Genomic DNA, 22605 nt, shown 5'->3' with positions numbered 1-22605 from the left:
GACCGTGGTCGACAAAAATCGACCCCGCTTTCCCCCGCCCTGTGACGTGTGGCATAGACTGGGGCTATGAATCTTGATCGTCCTGTTGCCCCAGATCCGTATGAGCTACTCCCCCACGTTCCTTCTTTTGTGCTGGAGTCGGATGATCTCGTCGCCGGCCAACCGATGCCGAAGGAGTTCACTTATCAGCATGGGAACGTCTCTCCGCACCTGTCGTGGCGGGATTTTCCGGCCGAGACTCAAAGCTTCGTCGTCTCGTGTTTCGACCCTGATGCGCCAACCCCGTCGGGGTATTGGCACTGGACGATCATCGACCTGGATTCGACTGTGACATTCCTCGAACGCGGCCAGGGCGAATCGGATCTGTTCCTGCCGGGGGCCGCCTCGCATGTTCGAACAGATGGCGGACTGTTTGGCTGGGAGGGCGCTCAGCCCCCGGAGGGGGACCGTCCCCACCGCTACATCTTCGCCGTCCATGCCCTCGATACCGATACTCTCGGGCTCGACCCTGATGACGCATCCCCGGCTGCGGTCGCCTTCACCGGGTTGTTTCACACAATCGCCCGCGCCACGTTGGAAGTGACGTATAAGCAGTAGGTAGTCTTGGCCCGTGTTCGACGTTGTCTTCTACGAGCCCCGCATCGCCTCTAACACTGGCAATGCCATTCGGCTGTCCGCATGCACGGGCATCACTCTTCATCTTGTCGAGCCTCTCGGCTTCAACTTCGGCGACGCTCACCTGCGCCGGGCCGGACTCGACTACCACGACCTGGCCGATATGCTCGTCCATCCCACGTTCGATTCGCTCATCGCGCACCTGGGTGCGGACCGACGGATCTTCACGTTCACGGGAAAGAGCACGGAGTCGTTCGCGGATGTGGCCTACCGGCCTGGCGATGTGCTCCTATTTGGCCCTGAACCGACCGGCTTGCCTGACCACATCCTCGACCACGAGGCTGTGACAATGCAGGTTCGAATCCCCATGCAGCCGCATATCCGCTCCCTCAACCTGGCAAACTCCGCGTCGATCGCCGTCTATGAGGCGTGGCGCCAGAATGGATACGCGGGGGCGGTGTGACAGTCCCCTGATCGGTGTCGACATATGTTCCCCGGGCGTGTGCCCGGGGAACTCTGTTGTCTGCTCGAGATTAGGTCAGATCCGGCGGCGGACGAGCAGAACTCCTGCACCGAGACTGAGGAGCAGGACAGCCACGACAATTCTGCCACCGGTGGCGCCGGTCAGCGGCAACTCCCTGCGGGCCGGAGCAGGTCCGTCGACGTGGACAATGTCCCAGCCGTCGATGTCGTCTTCAATCGACTCGTTCGGCTGGTTCGCGCCCTCCTCGATCGGGTCACTTGGCGAATCAACGTAGGCGATGTTGTGACCCGGCCCCTCAAGGACCGCGGTGGCGTTGAGCGTGACGCACGCACCCGGATCGAGCTCCCCGAGCGTGAACAGACCGGCGTCGTACCTGTCGTCATCTGAATCAATGGAGCGGAGGCCGGGCCCGATGTCGTCAGTCACAGTCACCGCGGCGGCGGGGGCGATGCCGACGTTGCATGTCTCGATCTCAAAACGCGCATTCGTGCCGTCGGTGCTGAGATGGCGCTTGTCAATCCGCAGGTCTGCCGTCGGAACATCAACCTCGACGGTATCGCCTTGGTCGGTATCGGTCTCAAGCGTCGGGTTTGGAAGGAAGCCGCCTCCGTGCGGGTGGTGCTCGGCTTCGACGTAGGCACGGTTGCTCACGTGTGCCGTCGCGGCAGGGACATGCGCCTTGACGTGAACGGTCTCAACCTGTCCCGGTTCCAGGTCGCCCACGAACCACGTCAGCCCATCAATGGTGCCGGTGCTTGGCTCACCGAGCGTCACGTCGCTCAGGCCCTCTCCTGGGAGGTCAACGACCCGCACCCCGCCGACCGTCTGCCCGCCGAGGTTCCCCGCCTCGATGACGAAAGCGATCGTGTCACCGTCGAGGATCTGCAGCTCCTTGTTGATCGCGAGCGTGCCGTCGCGAGACACGGAGACGACATCTGCCTGGTCGGTGTCAGAGTAGACATCATCGTTTGGAATCGCGTCATGCGGGTGAGTGAGCTCGCGAGGTTGAACCGGATTGGTGATCGAGATGGCGTTAACGACTGTCATCGCCTCTGCAGTGAGCAACGCTGTCACCGTCGCCGTCGCCTCCTCGCCAGCTCGGAGCGTGCCGATCGCCCACGAGTTGCCGTCGGTCGTCCCCTTCGAGACGTCGGTGAAGGCGACAGAGTCAATGCCGACACCGGGAAGGTCGACGGCTCGAATGAGGGTCCCGGCCGTCACGACTCCCTCGGCTGGCGTGGCACCGTTGCGCACAGTGATGCTGTATGACGCTTCGCCTTCCTCGAGGGAACCAACGAGTGCCTTATCGATCTGAAGAAGCGGCTCCTCCTCCAGGCGGATAACATCGCACCCGTCCGTGTCCGAATACACGTCGACGTTGGGTTCGCATGTGGGCGGCAGGACCGGTGTGCAACCCGAGCACCCAACCACAACATTCTCAACAGGACCGCCCAGTGCGGTAGCTCGCACAGTGGCAGTGCCGATTTCCCCCTCGGGCAGGTCACCAATCCGCCACGTGTCACCATCGACGCGACCGCGCGTTGCATGGAAGAACTGAACGTCAGTTATGCCGTCAACGGGAATGTCGGTCAGGACAGCGTCACGGACTGTGCCCGGACCGGCGCCGTGGACGGTGATCTCGAAGATGAGCTCATCCCCCGCCTCGAGGACCGCACCCTCTCCAACGAGACGCTTATCGACCTGCAGCGTCGCAGGTGGTCCGATCGTCGTCGTCTGCATCGAGTCGATCATCGTCGTCAGCGCGTTGCTCGTGCGGGTCTGTGCGGAGTTGACGAGCCGGTCGCCATTCGTCGCGCCGCTCGCGACGTAGTCAACCGTATAGTCGACGCTCATCCCCGGCCCAAGCCCCCGGGTAATCCACCGGACTGCCGTGACGTTTGTCTGCCCATCCCAGCGCTCCCACAGTCGAGACGGGGATCCGACCGTGCCATTTGATGCCGCGAGAGGATCGCGGTTGATCGACTGAGGATCAGCGGTCGACACCCAAATCTCGTCACCGCTCAATGCGGTGACCGTCACATCGGCCGACGTGACAGTCGACCTGTCATCCCCCTCAAACGGCAGGATGTCGATCGTGTCGGCAACCGTGACGGGCCACGTGTCGCGATTTTCGAGCGTGACAGTCCAACGGTTGGACCCGTCGAGCGCGAACTCAGCGGACTCCGTCGCCTTGCTCACATGGGTGCCAGCGGACGCGAGCGCGACGACGGCCGCGGTATCGCTGTCCGTGCCGAGCACCGTACTCGTGATGTTGTCAACCCCTACCTGTGCCGTGAGCGTGCCAGTTCCCGTGCGGTAGATGGTCGAGACCGTCTCCTCCGTAAGCGCCCCGACAGCTACACGTGACACCCAGGAGACGACCTGTCGACCACCCTCGGTCGTCACCGTCGCTCCCATGCTCGTATCGGCCACCTCCATGCCCGGCGGCAGAACGAGACGGTGCCGCACCGAGTGGGTTCCTCGGCCCGCGAACGGAGCAGCAGACAGACGCGTGTGGACGGCCCAGTCAACAGCATCGCCAGGCTTGACCGCATCGACCGAGCTCGTGAGCTGGACAGATGTGCGATATGGGACTGCTTCGACCGCGTCCCGATACGTCGTCGTGCTCGTGTAGGTCGGTGCTGCCTGCTGTGCCGGGAGCCTGCTGATCGTCGCCCCCGACATGTCCCACCCGGCTGCAACATTGCTGGAATGGCCGGATGCCATCCACGCCCGCTCACCCTCCTTGAGAGAAGGCGAGGCGAGATAGCCCGCACCGAGGATCGGGCGCGTCACGAAGCGAGCATCCTGTTGCGCCGGATCGAAGAGGACCCTGATGGCGGTGACGTCCTTCGGCTTCTGTGCTGTCCACGCTCCCCGACCGCAGTCCGGTGACATGAACCCACCAGGGATCGCGCCCGTCAGGTACTCGACGCGGTAGTTGCTTAACTCGGTGACAGAGACCTTGCCGTTGAAGGATGTGGATCCGCGCTCGCGGTCGAAGATGAGGCAGTAGCCGTGGGTTGTCCCAGGGGTGAATTGGCCTGGCGACATCCCGACGTAGTGGGATGCGTTGACGATGCCGACGAGCTGGTCCCCCGGGAGGATCGGGCCACGGCCCACCCAGTGGTTCGCGCCAGCCGACAGGGTTCCCGTTCCAAGCTTTGGATCCCACACCTCGCGGTGTACGCGGGGAAGCGTCATCGGATCATCACCTGGTTCAGCGAGGACTCCGCCGGGATCAGGCGCGTGGCCGTTGACAAACTTTCCAGAAACGGAGCCAACATCAACGATCGATGTGTGGGAGCGGTCATTGGTTGTCCTCAGCTGCTCGGTGACTGCGCCGGACGCCGTCGTAGCCGACCATCCGACGACGTGGGTTGACCAGGAGACAGCACTGTTGCGCTGCGCAGCCGAATAAGCCGGGTACCGAAACGCGATCCCGAACGATGCGACGGAGACCGTGTCGAGGATATTGCCGGCGGGGTCAGTGGCGGGTCCAACCGGCCGATCACCCACGGGAACGGTGAACCGTGCGGTGGTCTTGTCAAGCCTTTGCCACGTCACATCCGGCACGGGATACGTCGGCCCGTTTGCCGCGACTCCCGTCACTGTCCGCTCCGCTGGGACGGGAACGATGCTGAGAGCCTCAAACGAGTTAGCGACTGCGGGTCCGACCGTTGTGTCGACTTTGAGGTCGAACGTCACGGATCCCGTGAGCGGCTCGGCCCCGAAAGGAACCGCGATCATGACGGGAACAATGGTGTCGACATGGAGATTCGCGTTAAATCGATAGCCGCCAGAGGTGATCCCGGTCGGTGTTAGCGCGATATCGATGCCCTGATCGGCCGTCATCTCCAGCGCAGGGGTGGGCGCGACATTGCCGTGTTCGTCGGCGGCGATGACCGTGAGACGGTCACCGTTCTTTCCCCACGCGCGCACAGGCACGGAGATGTGCCCGGCGATCCCGTCGTCGTCAGGGGTATCGATGATGCAGTGAATCGAGGTCGGTGTCCACTCTGAGGCGGTTGCACACTGGTCCGGCAGGCCGAGGAAAAGCCCGTTCTGAACGGTGAAGTCAAACGCTGAGCTTTCCGCATGGGTGCTGTCGATGAACCCGTGCGCGTAGTTCGCATCCCATTCCACCCTCGCCACGAGCTCTGTGCCGGATTCCAGCGCTGACGGGGGGCTGTCCCATCCCGCGTTGAGCGACGCCATGAGGTCTGCCGACATCGCCGCCGTGGGAAGGAGTGAGAACGCGGCCGCAGCGGCGAGGAGCCGCTTCATTTCCTTCTCCGCACAGCGAGGGCCATGATCGACCCGATGCAGATGATGACGAGAATGATCGGTATCCAGATGCTATGCACGGGTATCCTCCTTGATCCAAAGACGTTCGATGGTCATGGGTCTGTCCTTCCTATTCGGTCGGGAACAGACTGCCGATCCTGGCGCCGTGCGGAGGGCATAGAGAATGCCCCCTGCGCATGAGGGGGCATATCGGGAGAGTGGTACTCAGAGAGTTTCGGCGAGCTCCCACGCCTCGTCGACCAGGTCGACAAGGGGCAGTCCGAAGCCATCGGCGATGGCGACAAGAGTCTTCGTCGTTGGGTTCGCCAACTCGCCCTTAAAGGTTCGGCCCGCTTCGACAACCTGGTATGTGCTTGGGTCTATACCGATCTCGTGTGCGAACGCTCGCTGGCTGAGCCCCACATCGCTCCGGTAGCGAATACATGTCTGCCCCAATGCCTGGATGAAAGCCGGGTAAGGGACAGAGGATTTCTTCATTCATCTAACCCACCACGGGACAGCGGGACGAGCAACTGGATATAACCAGCCGTCTATGTGACCTTTGCCGTATCGGCGTGGAGCGTCTGCGCGACCGCGTAGACCGCAACAGCTGAAGCCGCCGCGACGTTAAGGGAATCGACCCCGCCCGCCATCGGGATTCGAACGGTCACGCTTGACTTGTCAATCGCACGCCAAGTAAGTCCTTCGCCTTCGGTTCCGAACAGGAGCGCGACGCGTGACGTGGTGTCGAGCCCGGCACAGTAGTCGGGCAGGCTCACCGAGTCATCGGACAGCGCCATCGCCGCCACCTCCCAGCCCTGCTCCCGTAGCGACGTGATCGCGCCAGGCCACGGGCTCACCCGCGTCCACGGGACCTGAAACACGGTGCCCATCGAGACCCTGACGGAGCGCCGATACAGCGGGTCCGCACAGCGCGGCGTTACAAGAACGCAGTCAACGCCGAGAGCCGCACACGACCTGAGGATCGCACCAACATTCGTGTGGTCGACGATATCCTCAATGACGGCGATGAGGCGGGCGTCCCTCACAAGGTCGAACGGATCAGCGAGCTCGGGTCGGTTCATCGCCGCCATCGCACCCCTGTGGAGGTGGAAACCCGTCACCTGCTCGAGGACGTCCTCCTCAGCGAGATAGACGGGCGTCTGCCCACCGTCGGGGGCGCCACATGCAAGCTCCACCCATGGCGACAGCGCATCCAACCACTTCGGTGACGTGAGGAAGGACCGGGGCCGGTGGCCCGCCTGAACGGCACGCATGATGACGTTCGTCGACTCGGCCATGTAGAGCCCGCGCTCGGTCTCTAGCTTCTTGCGCAACGCCACATCGGTCAGCGACGTGTAGTCGGCAAGCCGCTCATCGGCCGCCGTCAATTCGACGTACATCTCATCCTTCGACGGGGACGTTCGATTGCAAGAACCGGCACACTCCTACATTTTGAGGACGTGCCGGACTCACTCCTCGTCACGGATGGGGCGGTTAGGTTCTTGACCCGAGAGGTCGGTCCTGCGCGGGCGACGGCCAGACTGCTCGCCAGCCTCCGAGGCCTCATCGGTCGCCTTCGCAGCCTCGCCCTTCGCGGCGGCTAGAGCGTCATCAATGTCCGGCAAGGACGTGTCGCGCAGTGCGGCCGCGACGTCGTCCGCATCCTCACCGAAGTCGACGATGGGGCGCTCGTCGTCATCCGTCGAGACCGTCGGGCCTCCCGGCTTGCCGCCGAAACCAGCGGTGACCGAGTTGAGTGCCTCAGTGAGCTCTGTCGGGATAATCCACATCTTCGACGACTGCGACTCGGCGATCTTCGGCAGCATCTGGATGTACTCGTATGCGAGAAGCTTCGGATCAGCATTACCGCGGTGAATCGCGTCGAACACCTGGAGGATCGCGCGCGAGTCGCCCTGTGCCTTGAGAATCGTCGACTGTGCGTCGCCTTCAGCGCGAAGGATCGCCGACTGCTTTTCACCTTCGGCTGTGAGGATCGCCGACTGCTTGATGCCCTCCGCGGTGAGGATAGCGGCGCGGCGGTCACGCTCCGCCTTCATCTGCTGTTCCATCGCGGACTGGACAGTCGCTGGCGGGTCGATCGCTTTGAGCTCGACTCGGTTGACGCGGATCCCCCAGCGGCCGGTCGCCTCATCGAGGACCCCGCGAAGCTGGCCGTTGATCTGATCGCGTCCTGTCAGCGCCTGCTCCATGTCCATGGAGCCAATGATGTTCCTCAGCGTCGTCACGGCAAGTTGCTCAATGCCAGCCATGGGGTTCGCGATCTCGTACGTCGCGGACTCCGGGCCGGTCACCTGGTAGTAGATGACGGTGTCGATGTTGACGACGATGTTGTCCGAGGTGATAACGGGCTGAGGAGGAAATGGCACGACCTGTTCGCGAAGGTCGACCCGTTGGCGGATCTGGTCGATGAAAGGAACAAGGAAGTGCATACCGGGTGTCAGGGTCCGGTGGTATTTGCCGAGTCGTTCGACAATCTGCGCCTCACCCTGGGAGACGATCCGGACCGAACGGAACAGCGCGGCCCCGACAAAGACAATAACAACGAGAAGGAGTATCCAGAGGATGATTTGGCCGGGTTCGAGATCTGACATGGTGTTACCTCAGTTCCACGATGGCGTGGGCACCATCTATTCTTGATACGACAACGATGGACCCCTCGGGAATGGGGGCGCCATACGTGCGCGCTGACCAAACCTCCCCATCGAGTTTGACCCGTCCACCTCGCGCGGTCACGTCAGTGAGAGCCTCGGCAACCTGCCCGGGCAGGGAATCGACATTTGTTCTGTTCTCAGGGGACGTCTGGTCGATCATTCTCCGCGCCCACGGGCGGACCGTAAAGAGAAGGATGACGGAAACGAGCGCGAAGACAACGATCTGAAGGACCGCGTTGTCGGTAAACCCACCCGCAATGGCAGCTGCGAGAGCACCACCAGCAAACATGAGGAAGGTGAATTCGATCGTCAGCATCTCGATGATGCCGAGCACGATTGCGATGATGAGCCACGTCATCCAGGTCATGGTCTCTCCCTACCGTTAGGCGATCAGTATACGGGCCAAACCGTCAGTCGACGTGAGCGCGTGCCGCATAGCGGTCGCCGTTCTTCTCAACGTCAAGGTTCACTCCGAAGCATTCGCTGAGACGCTCGCTCGTCAGGACCTCGTCGACAGGTCCCGCGTAGAGAGCCCTGCCTTCCTGCATGAGTATCGCGTGGGTGAAACCTGCCGGAATCTCCTCGACATGGTGGGTGACGAGAATCATTGACGGCGCGGAATCATCGTGAGCCAGTGTCGTCAGCGCGTCGAGCAGCTCCTCGCGACCGCCGAGATCAAGACCGGAAGCAGGCTCGTCGAGAAGGAGGAGTTCCGGGTCGGGCATAAGGGCGCGGGCGACGCCAACACGCTTCTTCTCCCCCGAGGAGATCGACGCGAACGTCCGGTCAGCCAGGTGGGCGACACCGAGTGATGCGAGCAACTGCCGGGCGCGGCGGTCATCCTCTTCGTCGTAGGCCTCCCTCCAGTGGGCGGTGACGCCGTAAGCACCTGTACGCACGACATCGTGGATGCGCTCAGATCCGGGGATCCGAGCGTCGAGAGCCGATGACGTGAGTCCGATGAGGGGATGGAGTTCAGCCGCGTTCGCTTTGCCTACCTTCGTGCCAAGAACCTCCACCTCGCCCTGGGTGGGGAAGAGTCGCGCAGCGGCCAGTTGAATAAGGGATGTCTTACCCGCGCCATTCGGCCCGAGGATCACCCATCGCTCTCCTTCGTCAACCGACCAGTCGACGTGATCAACGATGTGGCGACCCCCGCGCCGCACGGTCACCTGCTTAAGCTGTAGAACATCTCCCATGCTGTAGAGCTTAGCTCCTATGGAAACGGTCAATAACGCGGGTGTAGAAGTCGATCGTCTTTTCCGCGATCGTCTCCCAGGAGAACTGCTCTTCAACCCGCGTGCGGCCGGCAATTCCCATTTGCTTCGCCCGCTCTGGATCAGAGCACACCTCGGCAAGGGCTGATGCGAGATCGGCCTCGAACTTGTCAGGGTCCTTCGGAGTGCCGGTGCCATCATCGAGCTGGTCGATGGGGACAAGCAGACCGGTTTCGCCGTGGACGATGCAATCCGGAATGCCACCGGTATCGGAACCAACGACGGGCAGTCCGCAGGCCATGGCCTCAAGGTTGACGATCCCGAGAGGTTCGTAGATTGACGGCGTCACGAACGTCGTCGACATGACCTGGAGCGCGATGAGTTTCTCTCGCGGCAGGTGCTCGTCGATCCACACGATGCCGTCCCTCTTCTTCTGGAGGTCTGTCACGAGGCCCTTGACCTCCTCAGCGATCTCCTCGGTATCGGGGCGGCCAGCGCAGAGGATGACCTGGATTTCGTCCGGTAGCTGGGCGACAGCACGGAGGAAATGGGGGAGCCCCTTCTGACGGGTGATCCGGCCGACAAAGATGATTGTCGGACGCGCCGGATCAAGCCCATAGGAGCGGAAGTATTCTTCGGCTTCCTCGAGATCGTCAGGGCGCTTCCACCCATCGAGATCAATGCCGTTGTGGATGACCTCAACACGATCCGGATCGACGTTCGGATAGCTGCGGAGGATGTCGTCCCGCATGGCGCGAGAGACGGCGATGATGCCAGCCGCTCCCTCGTATGCGGTGCGTTCCGCGAAGGAGGATAGCTCGTACCCGCCGCCGAGCTGCTCCCGCTTCCACGGCCGCAGGGGCTCAAGAGAATGGGCGGAGACAACATGCGGGATGTTGTGAAGGAGGCCAGCTAGGTGACCGCCGAGGTTTGCGTACCAGGTATGAGAGTGGACAATGTCGGCGCCCTCGGCACCGCTCACCATCTGCAGATCGACCCCAAAGGTGCGGATCGCATCATTGCCCTCGAGACCATCGAGGTAGTCGTAGCCATAGACGGTCACGTCATCGACAACATCGGGGTCCCGAGGTCCGTCGAAGGCGTGGACGCGCACATTGGCATGGGCGGCGAGAACTTTGGAGAGTTCGGCGACATGAACGCCCGCGCCGCCATAGATGTTCGGTGGATATTCACGTGTCAGCAGATCAACCCTCATGGAAACGCCTTTCTGGTCCCTGTCAGTCTCATCCAATCGTACCCGCCTTCCTTTCCAGTTTTCCCAAGACTCGGTGGTCCCGATCACGCATTAGGTATAGTCAGTGTCATGAGATCTAATCCCCGCGTCCTCGCCATCGTCCTCGCCGGTGGGGAAGGCAAGCGCCTCATGCCGCTCACGGCAGACCGCGCCAAGCCGGCTGTCCCCTTCGGCGGTATCTACCGCCTCATCGACTTCGCGCTGTCGAACCTCGTCAACTCCGGCTATCTGAAGATCGTTGTGCTGACCCAGTACAAATCCCACTCCCTCGACAGGCACATCACAAAGACGTGGCGCATGTCGAACCTGCTCGGCAACTATGTCGCGCCAGTTCCCGCCCAGCAGCGCATGGGCAAGAACTGGTTCCTCGGTTCCGCCGACGCCGTTTACCAGTCGCTTCACACGATCGAGGATGAGAAACCGGATATTGTCATCGTGCTCGGTGCCGACAACATCTTCCGCATGGATTTCTCCCAGATGGTCGAGTCTCACATCGACTCCGGTTTCCCGATGACTGTCGCCGGCATCCGCCAGCCACTCGAGCTTGCCGACCAGTTTGGTGTCATCGACGCCGACCCGGACAACCCGGTGAAGATGCGGGCGTTCCTCGAGAAGCCGACAGATGCTGTCGGACTCAAAGATTCGCCGAACGAAGTGCTCGCATCGATGGGCAACTACGTGTTCGATACCGAAGCCCTTCTCGACGTTATTCAGCAGGACGCAGAGGACGATGATTCGTCCCACGACATGGGTGGTTCTATCGTCCCCATGTTCGTTGACGATGGCCGCGCTGGTCTCTACGACTTCACGTACAACGACGTCGCTGGTTCGACCGAGAAGGACCGCGACTACTGGCGCGACGTCGGCACCGTCGATGCCTTCTATGACTCGAACATGGACCTTATCTCGGTTTCGCCCGTGTTCAACCTCTACAACGACAAGTGGCCGCTCTACACGGGTTACACGGGCCTGCCGCCTGCCAAGTTCGTCTACGGCCACCACGAGCGCCTCGGCCACGCCCTCGATTCGCTCGTCTCCCCCGGGGTTATCGTCTCTGGCGGTGAAGTCATCCGTTCGGTTCTGTCCCCTCACGTCCGCGTGAATTCGTGGTCGTCGGTGCGTAGCTCGATCCTCTTCGACAACGTGTGGATTGGCCGTAACGCGACTGTCGCGAACGCCATCCTCGACAAGAACGTGCGCGTTGAGGAGGGGGCCCAGCTCGGTATCGACCCGGACGAGGACCGCGCCCGCGGCTTCCACGTGTCGGAAGGCGGTATCGTCGTCGTCCCGAAGAACGCTATCGTCAAGAAGTGATTATTCCAGCTGTGGGGGGCACGGTCCGGCTCGGACTCGTGTCCCCCAGACCTCTGTCTCCCGCTTACGTTCAGCATGCCCACGACTACCTCTCGGCACGTGCGGCGGACCTCACGTTCACGGAGCTACCTGTCGAGGGCTTCTTCGCGGCCACGCTCACGGGCACGGTGACCGGCTCTTTCGACGGCTGGCGAAACGAGCTTATCTCTCCAGCCACAGCCCTTCTCATTGATGCTGCCCTCACCTGGGGTCCTCTGGCCGAGGACGGTCCAGCACTCGTTGTCACCGACGTCGACTCGACCTTCATTACCGCCGAGGTCATCGAACTGCTCGCCAGGCATGCGGGCCGTGAAGAAGAGGTTGCCGCGATCACCGACCGCGCCATGAGAGGCGAGCTAGACTTCGCGGAATCGTTGCAAGAGCGCGTCGCCACCCTCAGAGGGCTACCCGTCTCTGTCATTGACGATGTTGCCGGGGACATTGAGATGACACCGGGTGCTGAGCGTCTCGTCGCACTTGCTCGTGCGAATGGTTCTGCCTTCTGTCTCGTTTCAGGCGGGTTCACGAAGATACTCGATCCGCTCGCCACGAGCGTCGGCATCGACCGGTGGATCGCCAACGAACTCGAGGTTGACGGCGACGTCCTCACGGGGCGCACCATCGGCCCTATCGTCGGCCGTGAGGCGAAGGCCCATCAGGTCACGGCATGGGCAAAGGAGCTCGGGGTACCTCTTGAGCGCACTGTCTGCGTGGGCGACGGCGCCAACGACCTTGCCATGCTCGCCATCGCTGGTCTCGGAGTTGCATTCCAAGCGAAACCTGTCGTCCGCGAGCAGGCCGATACGACCGTCTCCTTTAACCGGCTCGACGCTGTAGGTGCCCTCCTCGGGTGGGCGTGACCATTCTCCGCGGTGAGAAGCGCGCAGGAAGTTATGGTGTCGGGTAGGTGCACACGAGGTGTGATTGAGCCTCATCACACCCCTCAGAGCCCGGTACCGTCAGGATCGGAGGACGTCGACGATGTCGCCGGGGCCCGACCAGCCGTCGAGTTCAAGGATGATAGCGGTCGCCGTCGGCACGCCGACACGGACCTCGTGAACCCGCGGTGACGACGATCCGAGTATCGCAGCCGTGTGGGAGATCGTCGGCTCATGGCCGATGATGAGGACGTCATGTGTCGATTCGGGTAACCCCCGCATCATGTCGATGATCGTCTCGTGCGAGCCGAAGTAGATCTCCTTGTCAAAGGTCACCTCTGGAACGGTTATGCGGAGGTTCTCAAACGTCTCCCTCGCCCGCGCCGCATCCGATACCAGGGCCAGCTGAAAGCCGTAGTCCGCGAGCTGGCTACCACGCTCGCGCGCCTGGCGGCGGCCGGCTTCCGTCAGCGGTCTGGTGAAGTCAGATGAACCGTCGGCGGCTTCCGCATGGCGCATGAGTACGAGTCGCATGCCATCATTCTAGCGGGGTGGTCCTGTCCCCCGGGTCGGCGGCTCTCGTGCGCCGGCAGCTGATTGGGGAGTAGACGCTCTGGCGATTCGGACACGGTGGCGTAATCTTGGTGCATGCGCAAAAGGGCTGCGAAGATCATCTCCGTGACGTCGGTGCGGCGTGCCCTTGACGAAGACATTAAGGGCCGGAGTCAGCGCTATCTATTCTCCATGATTGTCCGCACCATCTTCTTCATCCTCGTCATCATCGTCCCCTCGTGGCCACTGAAAATCGTCTTCGGCATTTTCGCGGTTATCATCCCTGCCGTCGCCGTTCTCGTCGCTAACGCTGGCCGCGAGAAGGGCCCTGCTCCCATCAGGGTCGAGCAACACGGCGCCATCGAACGCTACGAGGGCCCTACCCTCGGCGAGGGAGAGTTCCTGCGCTGATGGGGGCATATTCATTCCTTGCTCAGCCGCGCTGGATCGGGCTCATCGTCCTCATGATCATTGCCTCGGCGGTCAGCGTCATGCTCGGGGAATGGCAGTACGGCCGCTATGAAGAAAAAGTGGCGGCCGCAGAACAGCTGACGAACACGTGGGACAACGCCGCCGTCAGCCTCGATGACATCACCGATAGCAACGATGAGTGGCAGCTGACGGAGCTGACCGGCGAGTTCGTCGAGGGCTCCCAGGTGCTCCTGCGAGGGAGATCGGTTAACAGCTTGCCAGCTCTCCACGTCATCGCGCTTATGACAACCGAACAGAACGGCGATCCCCTCACTGTCATTGTCGACCGCGGCTGGGTCTACCAGGATCAGGCCGAAGGTGACGGCGAAAACGAAGGATACGTGCCCGAGCCGCCGTCAGGGGTTGTGACGATCGACGCCCGCATGAGGCCACCAGAGGATGCGTTCGACCGCGATCCGCCCGAAGGCTACATCTACACCCTCAACCCGGGGCAGGTGCTCGCCGGGATTCCCACTGAGGTGACCGCTGGCCTACCGGAGGTGTTTGCCGGTCGGTTCGTCATGGTCGAGGATCAGCCCGGAGGTGATGTTGACGGGGCGCCTCGTCCCTACCCGAAGCCGTCAACGTCGCTCGGTAGCCACCTGGCATACACGTGGGAGTGGCGATTCTTCGCGGTCGCGGCCCTTGCGGTGGTTCCGATCCTCGCCCGCCGCGAGGCGGAGGATAATGCGTGGGTCGTCGACGGAGTCGACCTTCGGAGCCTCGACCTCTCCGATGAGGAGAAGCTCGATCTGGGACTTGTCAAGAAGAAACAGACGTCTCGCAGGTCCCGGCCGACGGATGAAGATGTCGAGGATGACATCCTCGATCAGGCGAGCGCGATCAGCTCCAAATAGTCATCGGACCACAGGTCCTCATCTCCGTCTGGAAGCAGGAGTACCCGCTCCGGGTTGAGCGCCTCGACAGCGCCTTCGTCGTGGCTGACGAGAACGACTGCCCCCTCGTATGAACGCAGGGCACGGAGGATCTCTTCACGGGAGGCCGGGTCAAGGTTGTTCGTCGGTTCGTCGAGCAGGAGCACGTTCGCGGCCGAGACGACAAGGGTGGCAAGCGCTAGGCGCGTCTTCTCACCGCCGGATAATACTCCCGCCGGTTTGTCTGCATCATCTCCGGAGAAGAGAAAGGACCCGAGAACGTTGCGGACGTTCGTGTCGTCCAGGTCGGGCGCCGCTCGCCGCATGTTCTCGTACACGGTCCAGTCCGTGTTGATTGTCTCGTGCTCCTGTGCGTAATACCCGATCTTCAGCCCATGGCCGGGATGGACGACGCCCGTGTCGGGCTGCTCGATGCTCGCGAGAATTCGCAGCAAAGTCGTCTTACCCGCGCCGTTGAGGCCAAGGATGACAACTTTAGAGCCGCGATCGATTGCGAGGTCGACACCGGTGAACACTTCGAGCGACCCATACGTCTTCGAGAGATCGTGCCCCGTCAGTGGTGTCTTCCCGCAGGGAGCCGGATCCGGGAACCGCAGGTTCGCGACCCGGTCCGCGGTACGGACATCCTCCAGCCCTTCCAGCATTCGCTGGGCACGGCGCGCCATGTTTTGAGCCGCGACGGCTTTCGTCGCTTTTGCCCTCATCTTGTCTGCCTGCGCCATGAGTGAGGATGCCTTCTTCTCAGCGTTCGCGCGCTCACGCCGACGTCGCTTCTCATCAGTCTCACGCTGGGTGAGGTAGCTCTTCCACCCCATCGAATACACATCGAGAACGGCCCTGTTCGCGTCGAGGTGCCAGACCGTGTTGACCGTGTCCTCGAGCAGGTCAACCGAGTGAGAAATGACGACAAAGCCGCCCGAATATGAGCGCAGGTAGTCACGTAGCCACACGATCGAATCGTGATCAAGATGGTTCGTCGGCTCATCAAGGAGGAGCGTGTCGGCCTGCGAAAAAAGGATACGGGCAAGCTCAACTCGCCGGCGTTGACCACCGGATAGGGTCTCGAGGGGCTGCTCGATAACGCGGGAGGGTAAACCGAGGGCATCCATGATCGTCGCGGCCTGCGAGTTTGCCGCCCATCCGCCCGCCGCGGTGAATTCGGCGTCGAGTCGAACGTAGCGCTCCATCGCCTTCTGCTGCCTCGCACCGGTCGATGTTCCCATCTCGATTTCGGCCTTGCGGATCCGGCGTATCGTGTCGTCGATACCACGAGCAGACAACACGCGGTCGCGGGCGAGCACCGAGAGATCACCCGTGCGGGGGTCCTGCGGAAGGTACCCGGTCTCGCCAGAGCGCGTGATCTGCCCCGAATGTTCGATGACATCAGAGGTCACGCCCTCCCCCGCGAGTAGGCGGGTCAGTGTTGTCTTCCCAGCACCGTTACGGCCGACGAGGCCGATCCGCATGCCCTTATCGATGCGGAAGTTCGCATCCCGTAGAAGTTCGCGGGTGCCGATGCGCATGGAGACGTTCTGGCCGTTGATCACCGAAACAGTCTACCCGCGGCTCTACCTCTCGGGCACGTGGCCTTGCACTCGACGGCTGACGCCCACCGCAACGCATGAGGCGCACCCGGTGACGCCATGGTTCCCCGACCATCGCAACCGTGCCAATCTAGGGGCCGCGTCGGCCGTGACTTCATGCGCCTCGGCGAACAGCACCGCCGCGTGTCGTGATCCGATAGCCGTGGCGATCGAGCGCAAGGCCGCAACTAGTGAAGGTCGCGTTCGAATCGCCGGCTAGCGCCAATCCAAACCGATCGCTGACAGTGCGACTGCGGAAAGGTCCCAACGCCAGCGCCACTTCGAGCGAGGCATTGACATCGTGCTCGCTCGGAGAAGGCAGGGCCGCACATCGTCGGCTGGGCGCGATGACCACGGCACGGCATCGGTCGTGTTGGTGACGTACGAAGAAGGACATGAGGCGGGGACCAGTTCAGTGCCCCGGCCTCATGTCCTTTGAGGTTGAGTTAGGCGCCGGCCTTTACAAGGGAGCGGAGGACGTACTGGAGGATTCCGCCGTGGCGGAAGTACTCAGCCTCGCCGGGTGTGTCGATCCTGACGCACGCCTCGAAGACGACCTCGTCGCCGTTCTCCTTCACGGCGGTAACGGTGACGGTCCTCGGTGTGGTGCCCTCGTTAAGTGCCGCGATTCCGGAGACCGAGAACGTCTCGGTACCGTCCAGGCCGAGCGTGTCGGCGGTCTCTCCCGCAGGGTATTCGAGAGGAAGGACTCCCATGCCGATGAGATTGGAGCGGTGGATGCGCTCGAAGGATTCCGTGATGACGGCCTTGACGCCAAGGAGCGCGGTGCCCTTTGCTGCCCAGTCGCGGGACGAGCCGGAGCCGTATTCCTTACCACCGAGGACGACGAGGGGGATGCCGGCCTCCTCGTAGGCCATGGCGGCATCGAAGATCGACTCCTGCTCACCGGTGAGAAGGTTCTTCGTATATCCGCCTTCGACATTGTCAAGCATTTGGTTGCGCAGTCGGATGTTTGCGAAGGTGCCGCGGATCATGACCTCGTGGTTACCGCGGCGAGAGCCGTAGGAGTTGAAGTCCCTGCGTTCGATGCCGTGCTCGGTCAGGTATTTTCCCGCCGGGGAATCGGCCTTGATTGCACCTGCGGGGGAAATGTGGTCGGTCGTGACAGAGTCGCCGAGCTTGGCAAGCACACGAGCACCCTCGATGTCCTCGACCGGCTGCGGTTCTGCCGTCATCCCGTCAAAGAACGGAGCCTTGCGGACGTAGGTCGAGTCCTCATCCCATTCGAACGTGTTTCCCTCTGGTGTCGTCAGCGAACGCCAGCGCTTACCCCCTTCAAAAACGGAGGCATAGTTCCGGGTGAACATGTCGGAGCCGAGAGTCGACTCGATGACCTCTTCGACCTCGTGCTGAGACGGCCAGATGTCGGCGAGGTATACGTCGTGACCGAGCTGATCCTGGCCAAGCGGTTCTGTCTCGAAGTCGAAATCCATTGTGCCCGCAAGAGCGTAGGCGATGACGAGCGGTGGGGACGCGAGGTAGTTCATTTTCACGTCGGGGTTGATCCGGCCCTCAAAGTTGCGGTTGCCAGACAAAACGGAGACGACCGTGAGATCCTCGTCGTTGACGACGCGGGAAATGTCCTCCGGGAGCGGGCCGGAGTTGCCGATGCAGGTTGTACAACCGTAGCCGACAAGGTGGAAGCCGAGTGCCTCGAGGGAAGGCCACAGGCCCGCCTTCTCGTAGTAGTCAGTCACAACCTTGGAGCCCGGAGCCATCGACGTCTTGACCCACGGCTTCGACTTCAGTCCAAGATCCGCAGCCTTCTTCGCGAGCAACGCCGCCGCCATCATGACCGACGGGTTGGAGGTGTTCGTGCACGAGGTGATCGACGCGATGACAACATCGCCATGATCGAGCTTTGTTTCCGTCCCATCCGGCATCGTGATCGGCACCGTGCGGTGCGGTCGGTCCCCGGCGGTCTCCGGCTCGACTGGCGCATTTGCCTGCGTATCGTCAAGGCTGTTGACGGCAATCGGGTCTGAGGCGTCCATCGTCATCTCGACCGCACGGTCGAGCTCGGTCTGCTCGAGTCCCTTACCCGAGACATACTCGGGCAAAGTGCCCGCAAACGCGGCTTTCGATTCAGACAACGGAACGCGGTCCTGCGGTCGCTTCGGACCCGCAATCGACGGCACGACCGTCGAGAGGTCGAGTTCGAGGTATTCGGAGTAGCGCGGCTCGGCGGCCGGATCGTGCCACAGGCCCTGCTCCATGGAGTACGCCTTCGTCAGGGCGATCTGGTCCTCCGTGCGGCCGGTGAGCCGCATGTAATCGAGGGTGACATCGTCGATCGGGAAGATCGCAGCGGTGCACCCAAACTCGGGCGACATGTTGCCAATCGTCGCACGGTTCGCGAGCGGGACCTCGGCCACACCCTCGCCATAGAATTCAACAAATTTGCCGACAACCCCATGCTCGCGGAGCATCTCCGTAATGGTGAGGACAACGTCGGTGGCGGTCGTGCCGGCCGGGATTTCGCCCTTGAGCTTGAAGCCGGCAACACGTGGGATCAGCATGGAAATGGGCTGGCCAAGCATGGCAGCTTCAGCCTCGATGCCACCGACGCCCCAACCGAGGACGCCAAGGCCATTGACCATTGTCGTGTGTGAGTCGGTGCCGACACAGGTGTCGGGGTACGCGAGAAGCGCACCAGTGTCCTCCGCCGTCATCGTCACGCGGGCGAGATATTCGATGTTGACCTGGTGGACAATGCCGGTCCCCGGGGGGACGACCTTGAAGTTCTTAAACGCACCCTGGCCCCAGCGGAGGAACTGATACCGCTCACCGTTGCGCTCGTACTCGCGCTCGATGTTGATGTCGAGTGCCTGGCTCGTGCCGTAGGCATCGATCTGTACCGAGTGGTCAATGACAAGCTCGGCGGGGTTGAGTGGGTTGATCGCCTCCGGATTACCACCGAGCTCGGCCACGGCCTCGCGCATCGTCGCGAGGTCGACAACGCACGGCACGCCGGTGAAGTCCTGCATGACGACCCTGGCCGGGGTGAACTGGATTTCCTTGTCCGGCTCCGCGTCCGGATCCCATGAGGCGAGAGCGTTGATGTGCTCCTTCGTCACGTTCGCACCGTCCTCGGTGCGCAGCAGGTTCTCGCCCAGAATCTTCAGGCTGAAAGGTAGCTGCTCCATGCCGGGAACCGCGTCCAGTCGATAGATCTCGTACCTCTGATCCCCGACCTCCAGGGTTGATTTCGCTTGGAAGCTGTCGACGCTCACGTTTCACTCCTCAATTCCATTCGGCCCACGGACCGCGAATATCTCGATTTCAAGATATCTTATTGGCGCACCTCGATCAACTGAGTGCACATGTCACCAGTGTATGCGGCGGGTCGGCAAAGGGTGTCGATATCAGCTGAGAATGGTCACGACTTCCATATGAGTCGTGTGCGGGAACAGATCAAAAGCAGCGAGCGACATGACCGATCGGCCGTTTTCCACCATCGTCCGCACATCCCGCGCCATCGCCGCCGGATCGCACGAGACGAGTGCAATTGCCTGGGCACCGGAGGCGGCGAGCGCAGCCGCGCCGGGAATGCCGAGCCCTGTCCGCGGTGGGTCGGCGATGACGACGTCAGCACCTTCCGAGCCGCGAGCGAGCAGAGCTGGAACGATCGACGCCTTCGTGATCTCGGCCTTCGGTGCATTCCTCTGCGCGTCACGCACAGCACCTGCCGTGCCCTCCCACATGCGGACAGCCTTCGCGCGGTCGGTCAGCGGGAGTGTGAACAGTCCCGCGCCCCCGTAGAACTCGGCGACCCGATCACTCTTTCGCAGGCGCGTCCCCTTGAGGACCGCGTCAAGGAGGGTGACGGGTGCCTTCTCGTGTGTCTGCCAGAAACCGGTCGCGGTCACCTCCCACGAATAGCCGGCGGCCCGCTCAATGACACGGGGTCCCGTTTTTGATCCCGGGGCTCGATACACGTCCTTGCCGACCGCGACAACGGGGCCTTGGCCGGTGGGCGCGACTAACCGCACCCTATCCCCCGGCCGCCACGTATTGGACCACTCGTCCTGGGCTGCGAGGATCTCGTTGATTGCGGGGGCCGCGAGCGGCATGCGGTCGATCGGGACGAGAGTGTCGCTTCCTCGCCTGTGCATGGCGAGCCTTCCCTCGTCGTCGACGTCGACGTCGAGCCGCGTTCGGGTCCCGAGCCCTGGCCCGACCTCACGAACCCGGATGCCCAGCCCAGCGTCTTTCAGGTGTCCGTCGAGAGGTCCGCCGAGGTGCCCGATGGCGTCCTCGAGAACCGCTGTCTTCCACGCGAGCTGCGCTGAGCGTTTGAGGTAGCCGAGCTCAGCGCCGCCAGCAACATCCCACACGTGCGGTACTCGGTCGGGGGAAGGTTCGATGACATCGGTGACTGTCCCCGTCCACGGCTTGGCCGTCTCGTCGACGTCGACCTCGACGGTCTCGCCGGGTGCCGCGCCCTCGACGAGGATCACCCTGCCGTCGACTCGAGCGATTGTGTACCCGCCGTGTACGGGGCTGCCTGCCTGTAGTCTCACTGTTCTTCGATGTCCTCGATCTGGTAGGGAACCTCGGCGACGATAACGCCAGGTTCAAGCTTGAGTTCTGACAGCAGAGCCGGCGTCGAGTGGCTGACAAAAAAGCGTTGCCACGGCGCAGACGATGACACGACTCTCGGAGAGTAAATGATGACGATATCGCGCGGCGACGACCGTCGCAGGCTCTGCACGTGCTCGATGACGGGCCTGCGAGCCGCCCCGCGGGGCGTGCCGAGGATCGTCAGCTCAACCGGAAGGTCTGCCGCCATCCAGTCCTTTGTCAGCCTATCGGTGGCGACGGGGTCGACGTCAACGACAAGGCCCGTCATGGTCGAGGGGCGGGTTGCTCGCACGAAGGTAATCGCCTGAAGGGTGGGACGGTCGAGACGCTCAACGAGGACGATAGCGTGGACGCGGGTTGGCAGGGACCGGCCAGCTGACAGATCGTCCGCAGCGAGCGTTGCTCCAACTCGGCCCATGCCCCGGCGCAGGACGAGCAGAGCGATTGAGGGAATGGCGAGCGCAAGTGCGCCGACCAGTGTGAAGTGAGGTTCGACGGACACGGAAAGCGCGAGGATGGCGGTCGCAATCGCACCGAGCAGAAGCCCCGCGATTCGCGACTTCCCGGCATCCACCCGCTCCGTGAGCTCGGTCGACTGCCGTCGTATGGTGCGCGATCGGACAACGAGCGCAGACATTGTCAGCAGCATCGACACGGACATGATCGTCACGACAATCGTCGCTCCGCCGAGCGGGGAGCGTGCCAAAACCACGGCGACGGCTCCGGCGCCGGCGAGAGTGGCAACGACGGCTCGTCGGGCCCCGTAGGCATCCGCCGCCGCGATATGACGAGGCAAAATTCCGTCCGCCGCGAGCTGCCTAATGAGCTGGGAAACCTGGATAAAGGTTGCCAGGGCGACCGCCGCACCCGCGACAGCGAAGGCGACACCGATGATCGTGACGACGATGCCCGGGAAGAACACTTCGGCGAGTGCGAGGACCGAGGGCGATGTCGTCGCCGGGGGGAGGTGGGTGATATGGCTGAGATAGAGCAGGGCCGCGATGGCCACGAGGACGGGGAGGATCGCGGTGAGGAGCCGCCGGGATGTAATCCGACGGCCGCCCGTCTCTCCGAACGACCGCTCTGTTGCGAGTCCCAGGACTGCTGCCGGGAACAGCGCGCCGAGGACCGCCTCCCCGAGTGGCCACGGTATGCCGGCAGTCGGTTCTGCAACGGTCGTCTCTGGAATCGTCGTCAGGCCCCCCGCCAGCTCGATGACGAGCCCGCCGACAATGATGACGGCGATGGCGAGCGCCGCTGGCGCGAGCGCACCAATGATGACCCGAGCACTTGGCTGGCGACCAATCATTGTCGGCACAGCGAAGATGAGAACGGCGGCCGCCTGAATAAGAGGCAGAACGGTGCTGGTCGGACCGATGAGCGGGGTGAGGGAGCTGACAGCGAAACCTGCCGCGATCGCAACAATCATGACGTAGGAGATGAGCTTCGCTGCGGCGGTGATCGCCGAGAACGGCTCCGAGATGTAGCGGGCAACGAGCTGATGGTCGGCCGTGCGTGGAACGATGCGGGACAGCATCCGGTACCCGAGGCCGACGGCGACAAGCACGCCGGCACCTATCGCGAGAGAGATCCCGTACTCGCTGTCGAGGCGCGCTCCGCCCCCCGCCTGGATGATCGTCTGCGGGGTGTGGAGAAGGACAAGTAGTGCGAGGCTTGCAGCACCGGCAAGCCTCAGGCTTCGACTGGTCGCGGTCATGATGGATTCAGGCTACG

18 protein-coding genes are annotated in these 22605 nt (G+C 62.6%); 6 read left to right on the top strand and 12 right to left on the bottom strand.

The window, feature by feature from the left end:
* The first annotated feature begins 66 nt into the window (after positions 1 to 66).
* Positions 67 to 597: a YbhB/YbcL family Raf kinase inhibitor-like protein gene (locus tag H7E91_RS02260; RefSeq protein WP_182353456.1), complete on the top strand. Its 531-nt coding sequence runs from the start codon at positions 67 to 69 to the stop codon at positions 595 to 597.
* Between the two features lie 13 nt (positions 598 to 610).
* Positions 611 to 1078: a tRNA (cytidine(34)-2'-O)-methyltransferase gene (locus H7E91_RS02255; RefSeq protein ID WP_182353455.1), complete on the top strand. Its 468-nt coding sequence runs from the start codon at positions 611 to 613 to the stop codon at positions 1076 to 1078.
* 75 nt (positions 1079 to 1153) lie between these two features.
* Here the strand turns inward: H7E91_RS02255 and H7E91_RS02250 are convergent, their stop codons facing one another.
* The 7 genes from H7E91_RS02250 to glgA form a co-directional block, all read right to left on the bottom strand.
* Positions 1154 to 5386, bottom strand: coding sequence for a COG1361 family protein (locus H7E91_RS02250; RefSeq protein ID WP_182353454.1), 4233 nt, complete (start codon positions 5384 to 5386; stop codon positions 1154 to 1156).
* Between the two features lie 225 nt (positions 5387 to 5611).
* The gene (locus H7E91_RS02245; protein WP_182353453.1) at positions 5612 to 5884 is read right to left on the bottom strand and encodes a helix-turn-helix domain-containing protein; all 273 of its coding nucleotides are present in this window, start codon (positions 5882 to 5884) and stop codon (positions 5612 to 5614) included.
* Between the two features lie 53 nt (positions 5885 to 5937).
* On the bottom strand, positions 5938 to 6789 hold the full coding sequence (locus H7E91_RS02240) for a TrmH family RNA methyltransferase (protein WP_182353452.1): 852 nt from the start codon (positions 6787 to 6789) through the stop codon (positions 5938 to 5940).
* Between the two features lie 69 nt (positions 6790 to 6858).
* Positions 6859 to 8001, bottom strand: a complete 1143-nt coding sequence (locus H7E91_RS02235; protein ID WP_182353451.1) for an SPFH domain-containing protein — start codon at positions 7999 to 8001, stop codon at positions 6859 to 6861.
* Positions 8002 to 8005: 4 nt separating this feature from the next.
* A complete protein-coding gene (locus H7E91_RS02230) occupies positions 8006 to 8428 on the bottom strand; it encodes an NfeD family protein (RefSeq protein ID WP_182353450.1) in 423 nt (140 codons plus the stop codon).
* A 43-nt stretch (positions 8429 to 8471) separates the two neighbouring features.
* Complete coding sequence (locus H7E91_RS02225) at positions 8472 to 9260, bottom strand: ABC transporter ATP-binding protein (protein WP_182353449.1); 789 nt, start codon at positions 9258 to 9260, stop codon at positions 8472 to 8474.
* A 10-nt stretch (positions 9261 to 9270) separates the two neighbouring features.
* Positions 9271 to 10494: a glycogen synthase gene (gene glgA, locus H7E91_RS02220; protein WP_182353448.1), complete on the bottom strand. Its 1224-nt coding sequence runs from the start codon at positions 10492 to 10494 to the stop codon at positions 9271 to 9273.
* Positions 10495 to 10602: 108 nt separating this feature from the next.
* Here glgA and glgC point away from each other — a divergent pair, with 108 nt between their 5' ends.
* Both glgC and serB read left to right on the top strand, forming a co-directional pair.
* Positions 10603 to 11847: a glucose-1-phosphate adenylyltransferase gene (gene glgC, locus H7E91_RS02215; protein ID WP_182353447.1), complete on the top strand. Its 1245-nt coding sequence runs from the start codon at positions 10603 to 10605 to the stop codon at positions 11845 to 11847.
* Positions 11844 to 12746 carry a phosphoserine phosphatase SerB gene (serB, locus tag H7E91_RS02210; protein WP_338401704.1) on the top strand — a complete coding sequence of 301 codons (903 nt, stop codon included), beginning with the start codon at positions 11844 to 11846 and terminating at the stop codon, positions 12744 to 12746. Before glgC ends, serB begins: the two co-directional genes overlap by 4 nt.
* A gap of 99 nt (positions 12747 to 12845) precedes the next feature.
* On the opposite strand, the gene H7E91_RS02205 is transcribed toward serB, so the two are convergent.
* Entirely contained in the window at positions 12846 to 13298 is a 453-nt protein-coding gene (locus H7E91_RS02205; RefSeq protein ID WP_182353446.1) for a SixA phosphatase family protein, read from the bottom strand.
* A gap of 114 nt (positions 13299 to 13412) precedes the next feature.
* Here H7E91_RS02205 and H7E91_RS02200 point away from each other — a divergent pair, with 114 nt between their 5' ends.
* Together H7E91_RS02200 and H7E91_RS02195 are read left to right on the top strand one after the other, a co-directional pair.
* Entirely contained in the window at positions 13413 to 13727 is a 315-nt protein-coding gene (locus tag H7E91_RS02200) for a DUF3099 domain-containing protein (RefSeq protein ID WP_182353445.1), read from the top strand.
* Positions 13727 to 14644, top strand: a complete 918-nt coding sequence (locus tag H7E91_RS02195; protein ID WP_182353444.1) for an SURF1 family protein — start codon at positions 13727 to 13729, stop codon at positions 14642 to 14644. The genes H7E91_RS02200 and H7E91_RS02195 overlap by 1 nt, the downstream gene beginning before the upstream one ends.
* Here the strand turns inward: H7E91_RS02195 and abc-f are convergent.
* The 4 genes from abc-f to H7E91_RS02175 all read right to left on the bottom strand — a co-directional run bounded on the left by abc-f (position 14617) and on the right by H7E91_RS02175 (position 22588).
* Complete coding sequence (gene abc-f / locus H7E91_RS02190) at positions 14617 to 16230, bottom strand: ribosomal protection-like ABC-F family protein (protein ID WP_182353443.1); 1614 nt, start codon at positions 16228 to 16230, stop codon at positions 14617 to 14619. The two genes, H7E91_RS02195 and abc-f, sit on opposite strands and share 28 nt — an antisense overlap.
* 482 nt (positions 16231 to 16712) lie before the next feature.
* Positions 16713 to 19520, bottom strand: a complete 2808-nt coding sequence (gene acnA / locus H7E91_RS02185; protein WP_182353442.1) for an aconitate hydratase AcnA — start codon at positions 19518 to 19520, stop codon at positions 16713 to 16715.
* Between the two features lie 132 nt (positions 19521 to 19652).
* A complete protein-coding gene (locus tag H7E91_RS12070; protein ID WP_182353441.1) occupies positions 19653 to 20810 on the bottom strand; it encodes a TRAM domain-containing protein in 1158 nt (385 codons plus the stop codon).
* The gene (locus H7E91_RS02175; protein ID WP_182353440.1) at positions 20807 to 22588 is read right to left on the bottom strand and encodes an APC family permease; all 1782 of its coding nucleotides are present in this window, start codon (positions 22586 to 22588) and stop codon (positions 20807 to 20809) included. Before H7E91_RS02175 ends, H7E91_RS12070 begins: the two co-directional genes overlap by 4 nt.
* Between the last annotated feature and the right edge of the window lie 17 nt (positions 22589 to 22605).

Origin of the sequence: Flaviflexus huanghaiensis, assembly GCF_014118685.1 — a bacterium.
In the GTDB taxonomy this organism is placed as follows: domain Bacteria; phylum Actinomycetota; class Actinomycetes; order Actinomycetales; family Actinomycetaceae; genus Flaviflexus; species Flaviflexus huanghaiensis.
This window is presented reverse-complemented; position numbering and strand designations above follow the sequence as displayed.

Coding starts and splice junctions, on each gene's coding strand:
- H7E91_RS02260 (WP_182353456.1), top strand. CDS start 67: ATGAATCTTGATCGTCCTGTTGCCCCAGATCCGTATGAGCTACTCCCC.
- H7E91_RS02250 (WP_182353454.1), bottom strand. CDS start 5,386: ATGAAGCGGCTCCTCGCCGCTGCGGCCGCGTTCTCACTCCTTCCCACG.
- H7E91_RS02245 (WP_182353453.1), bottom strand. CDS start 5,884: ATGAAGAAATCCTCTGTCCCTTACCCGGCTTTCATCCAGGCATTGGGG.
- H7E91_RS02240 (WP_182353452.1), bottom strand. CDS start 6,789: ATGTACGTCGAATTGACGGCGGCCGATGAGCGGCTTGCCGACTACACG.
- H7E91_RS02235 (WP_182353451.1), bottom strand. CDS start 8,001: ATGTCAGATCTCGAACCCGGCCAAATCATCCTCTGGATACTCCTTCTC.
- H7E91_RS02230 (WP_182353450.1), bottom strand. CDS start 8,428: ATGACCTGGATGACGTGGCTCATCATCGCAATCGTGCTCGGCATCATC.
- H7E91_RS02225 (WP_182353449.1), bottom strand. CDS start 9,260: ATGGGAGATGTTCTACAGCTTAAGCAGGTGACCGTGCGGCGCGGGGGT.
- glgA (WP_182353448.1), bottom strand. CDS start 10,494: ATGAGGGTTGATCTGCTGACACGTGAATATCCACCGAACATCTATGGC.
- glgC (WP_182353447.1), top strand. CDS start 10,603: ATGAGATCTAATCCCCGCGTCCTCGCCATCGTCCTCGCCGGTGGGGAA.
- H7E91_RS02205 (WP_182353446.1), bottom strand. CDS start 13,298: ATGCGACTCGTACTCATGCGCCATGCGGAAGCCGCCGACGGTTCATCT.
- H7E91_RS02200 (WP_182353445.1), top strand. CDS start 13,413: ATGCGCAAAAGGGCTGCGAAGATCATCTCCGTGACGTCGGTGCGGCGT.
- H7E91_RS02195 (WP_182353444.1), top strand. CDS start 13,727: ATGGGGGCATATTCATTCCTTGCTCAGCCGCGCTGGATCGGGCTCATC.
- H7E91_RS02175 (WP_182353440.1), bottom strand. CDS start 22,588: ATGACCGCGACCAGTCGAAGCCTGAGGCTTGCCGGTGCTGCAAGCCTC.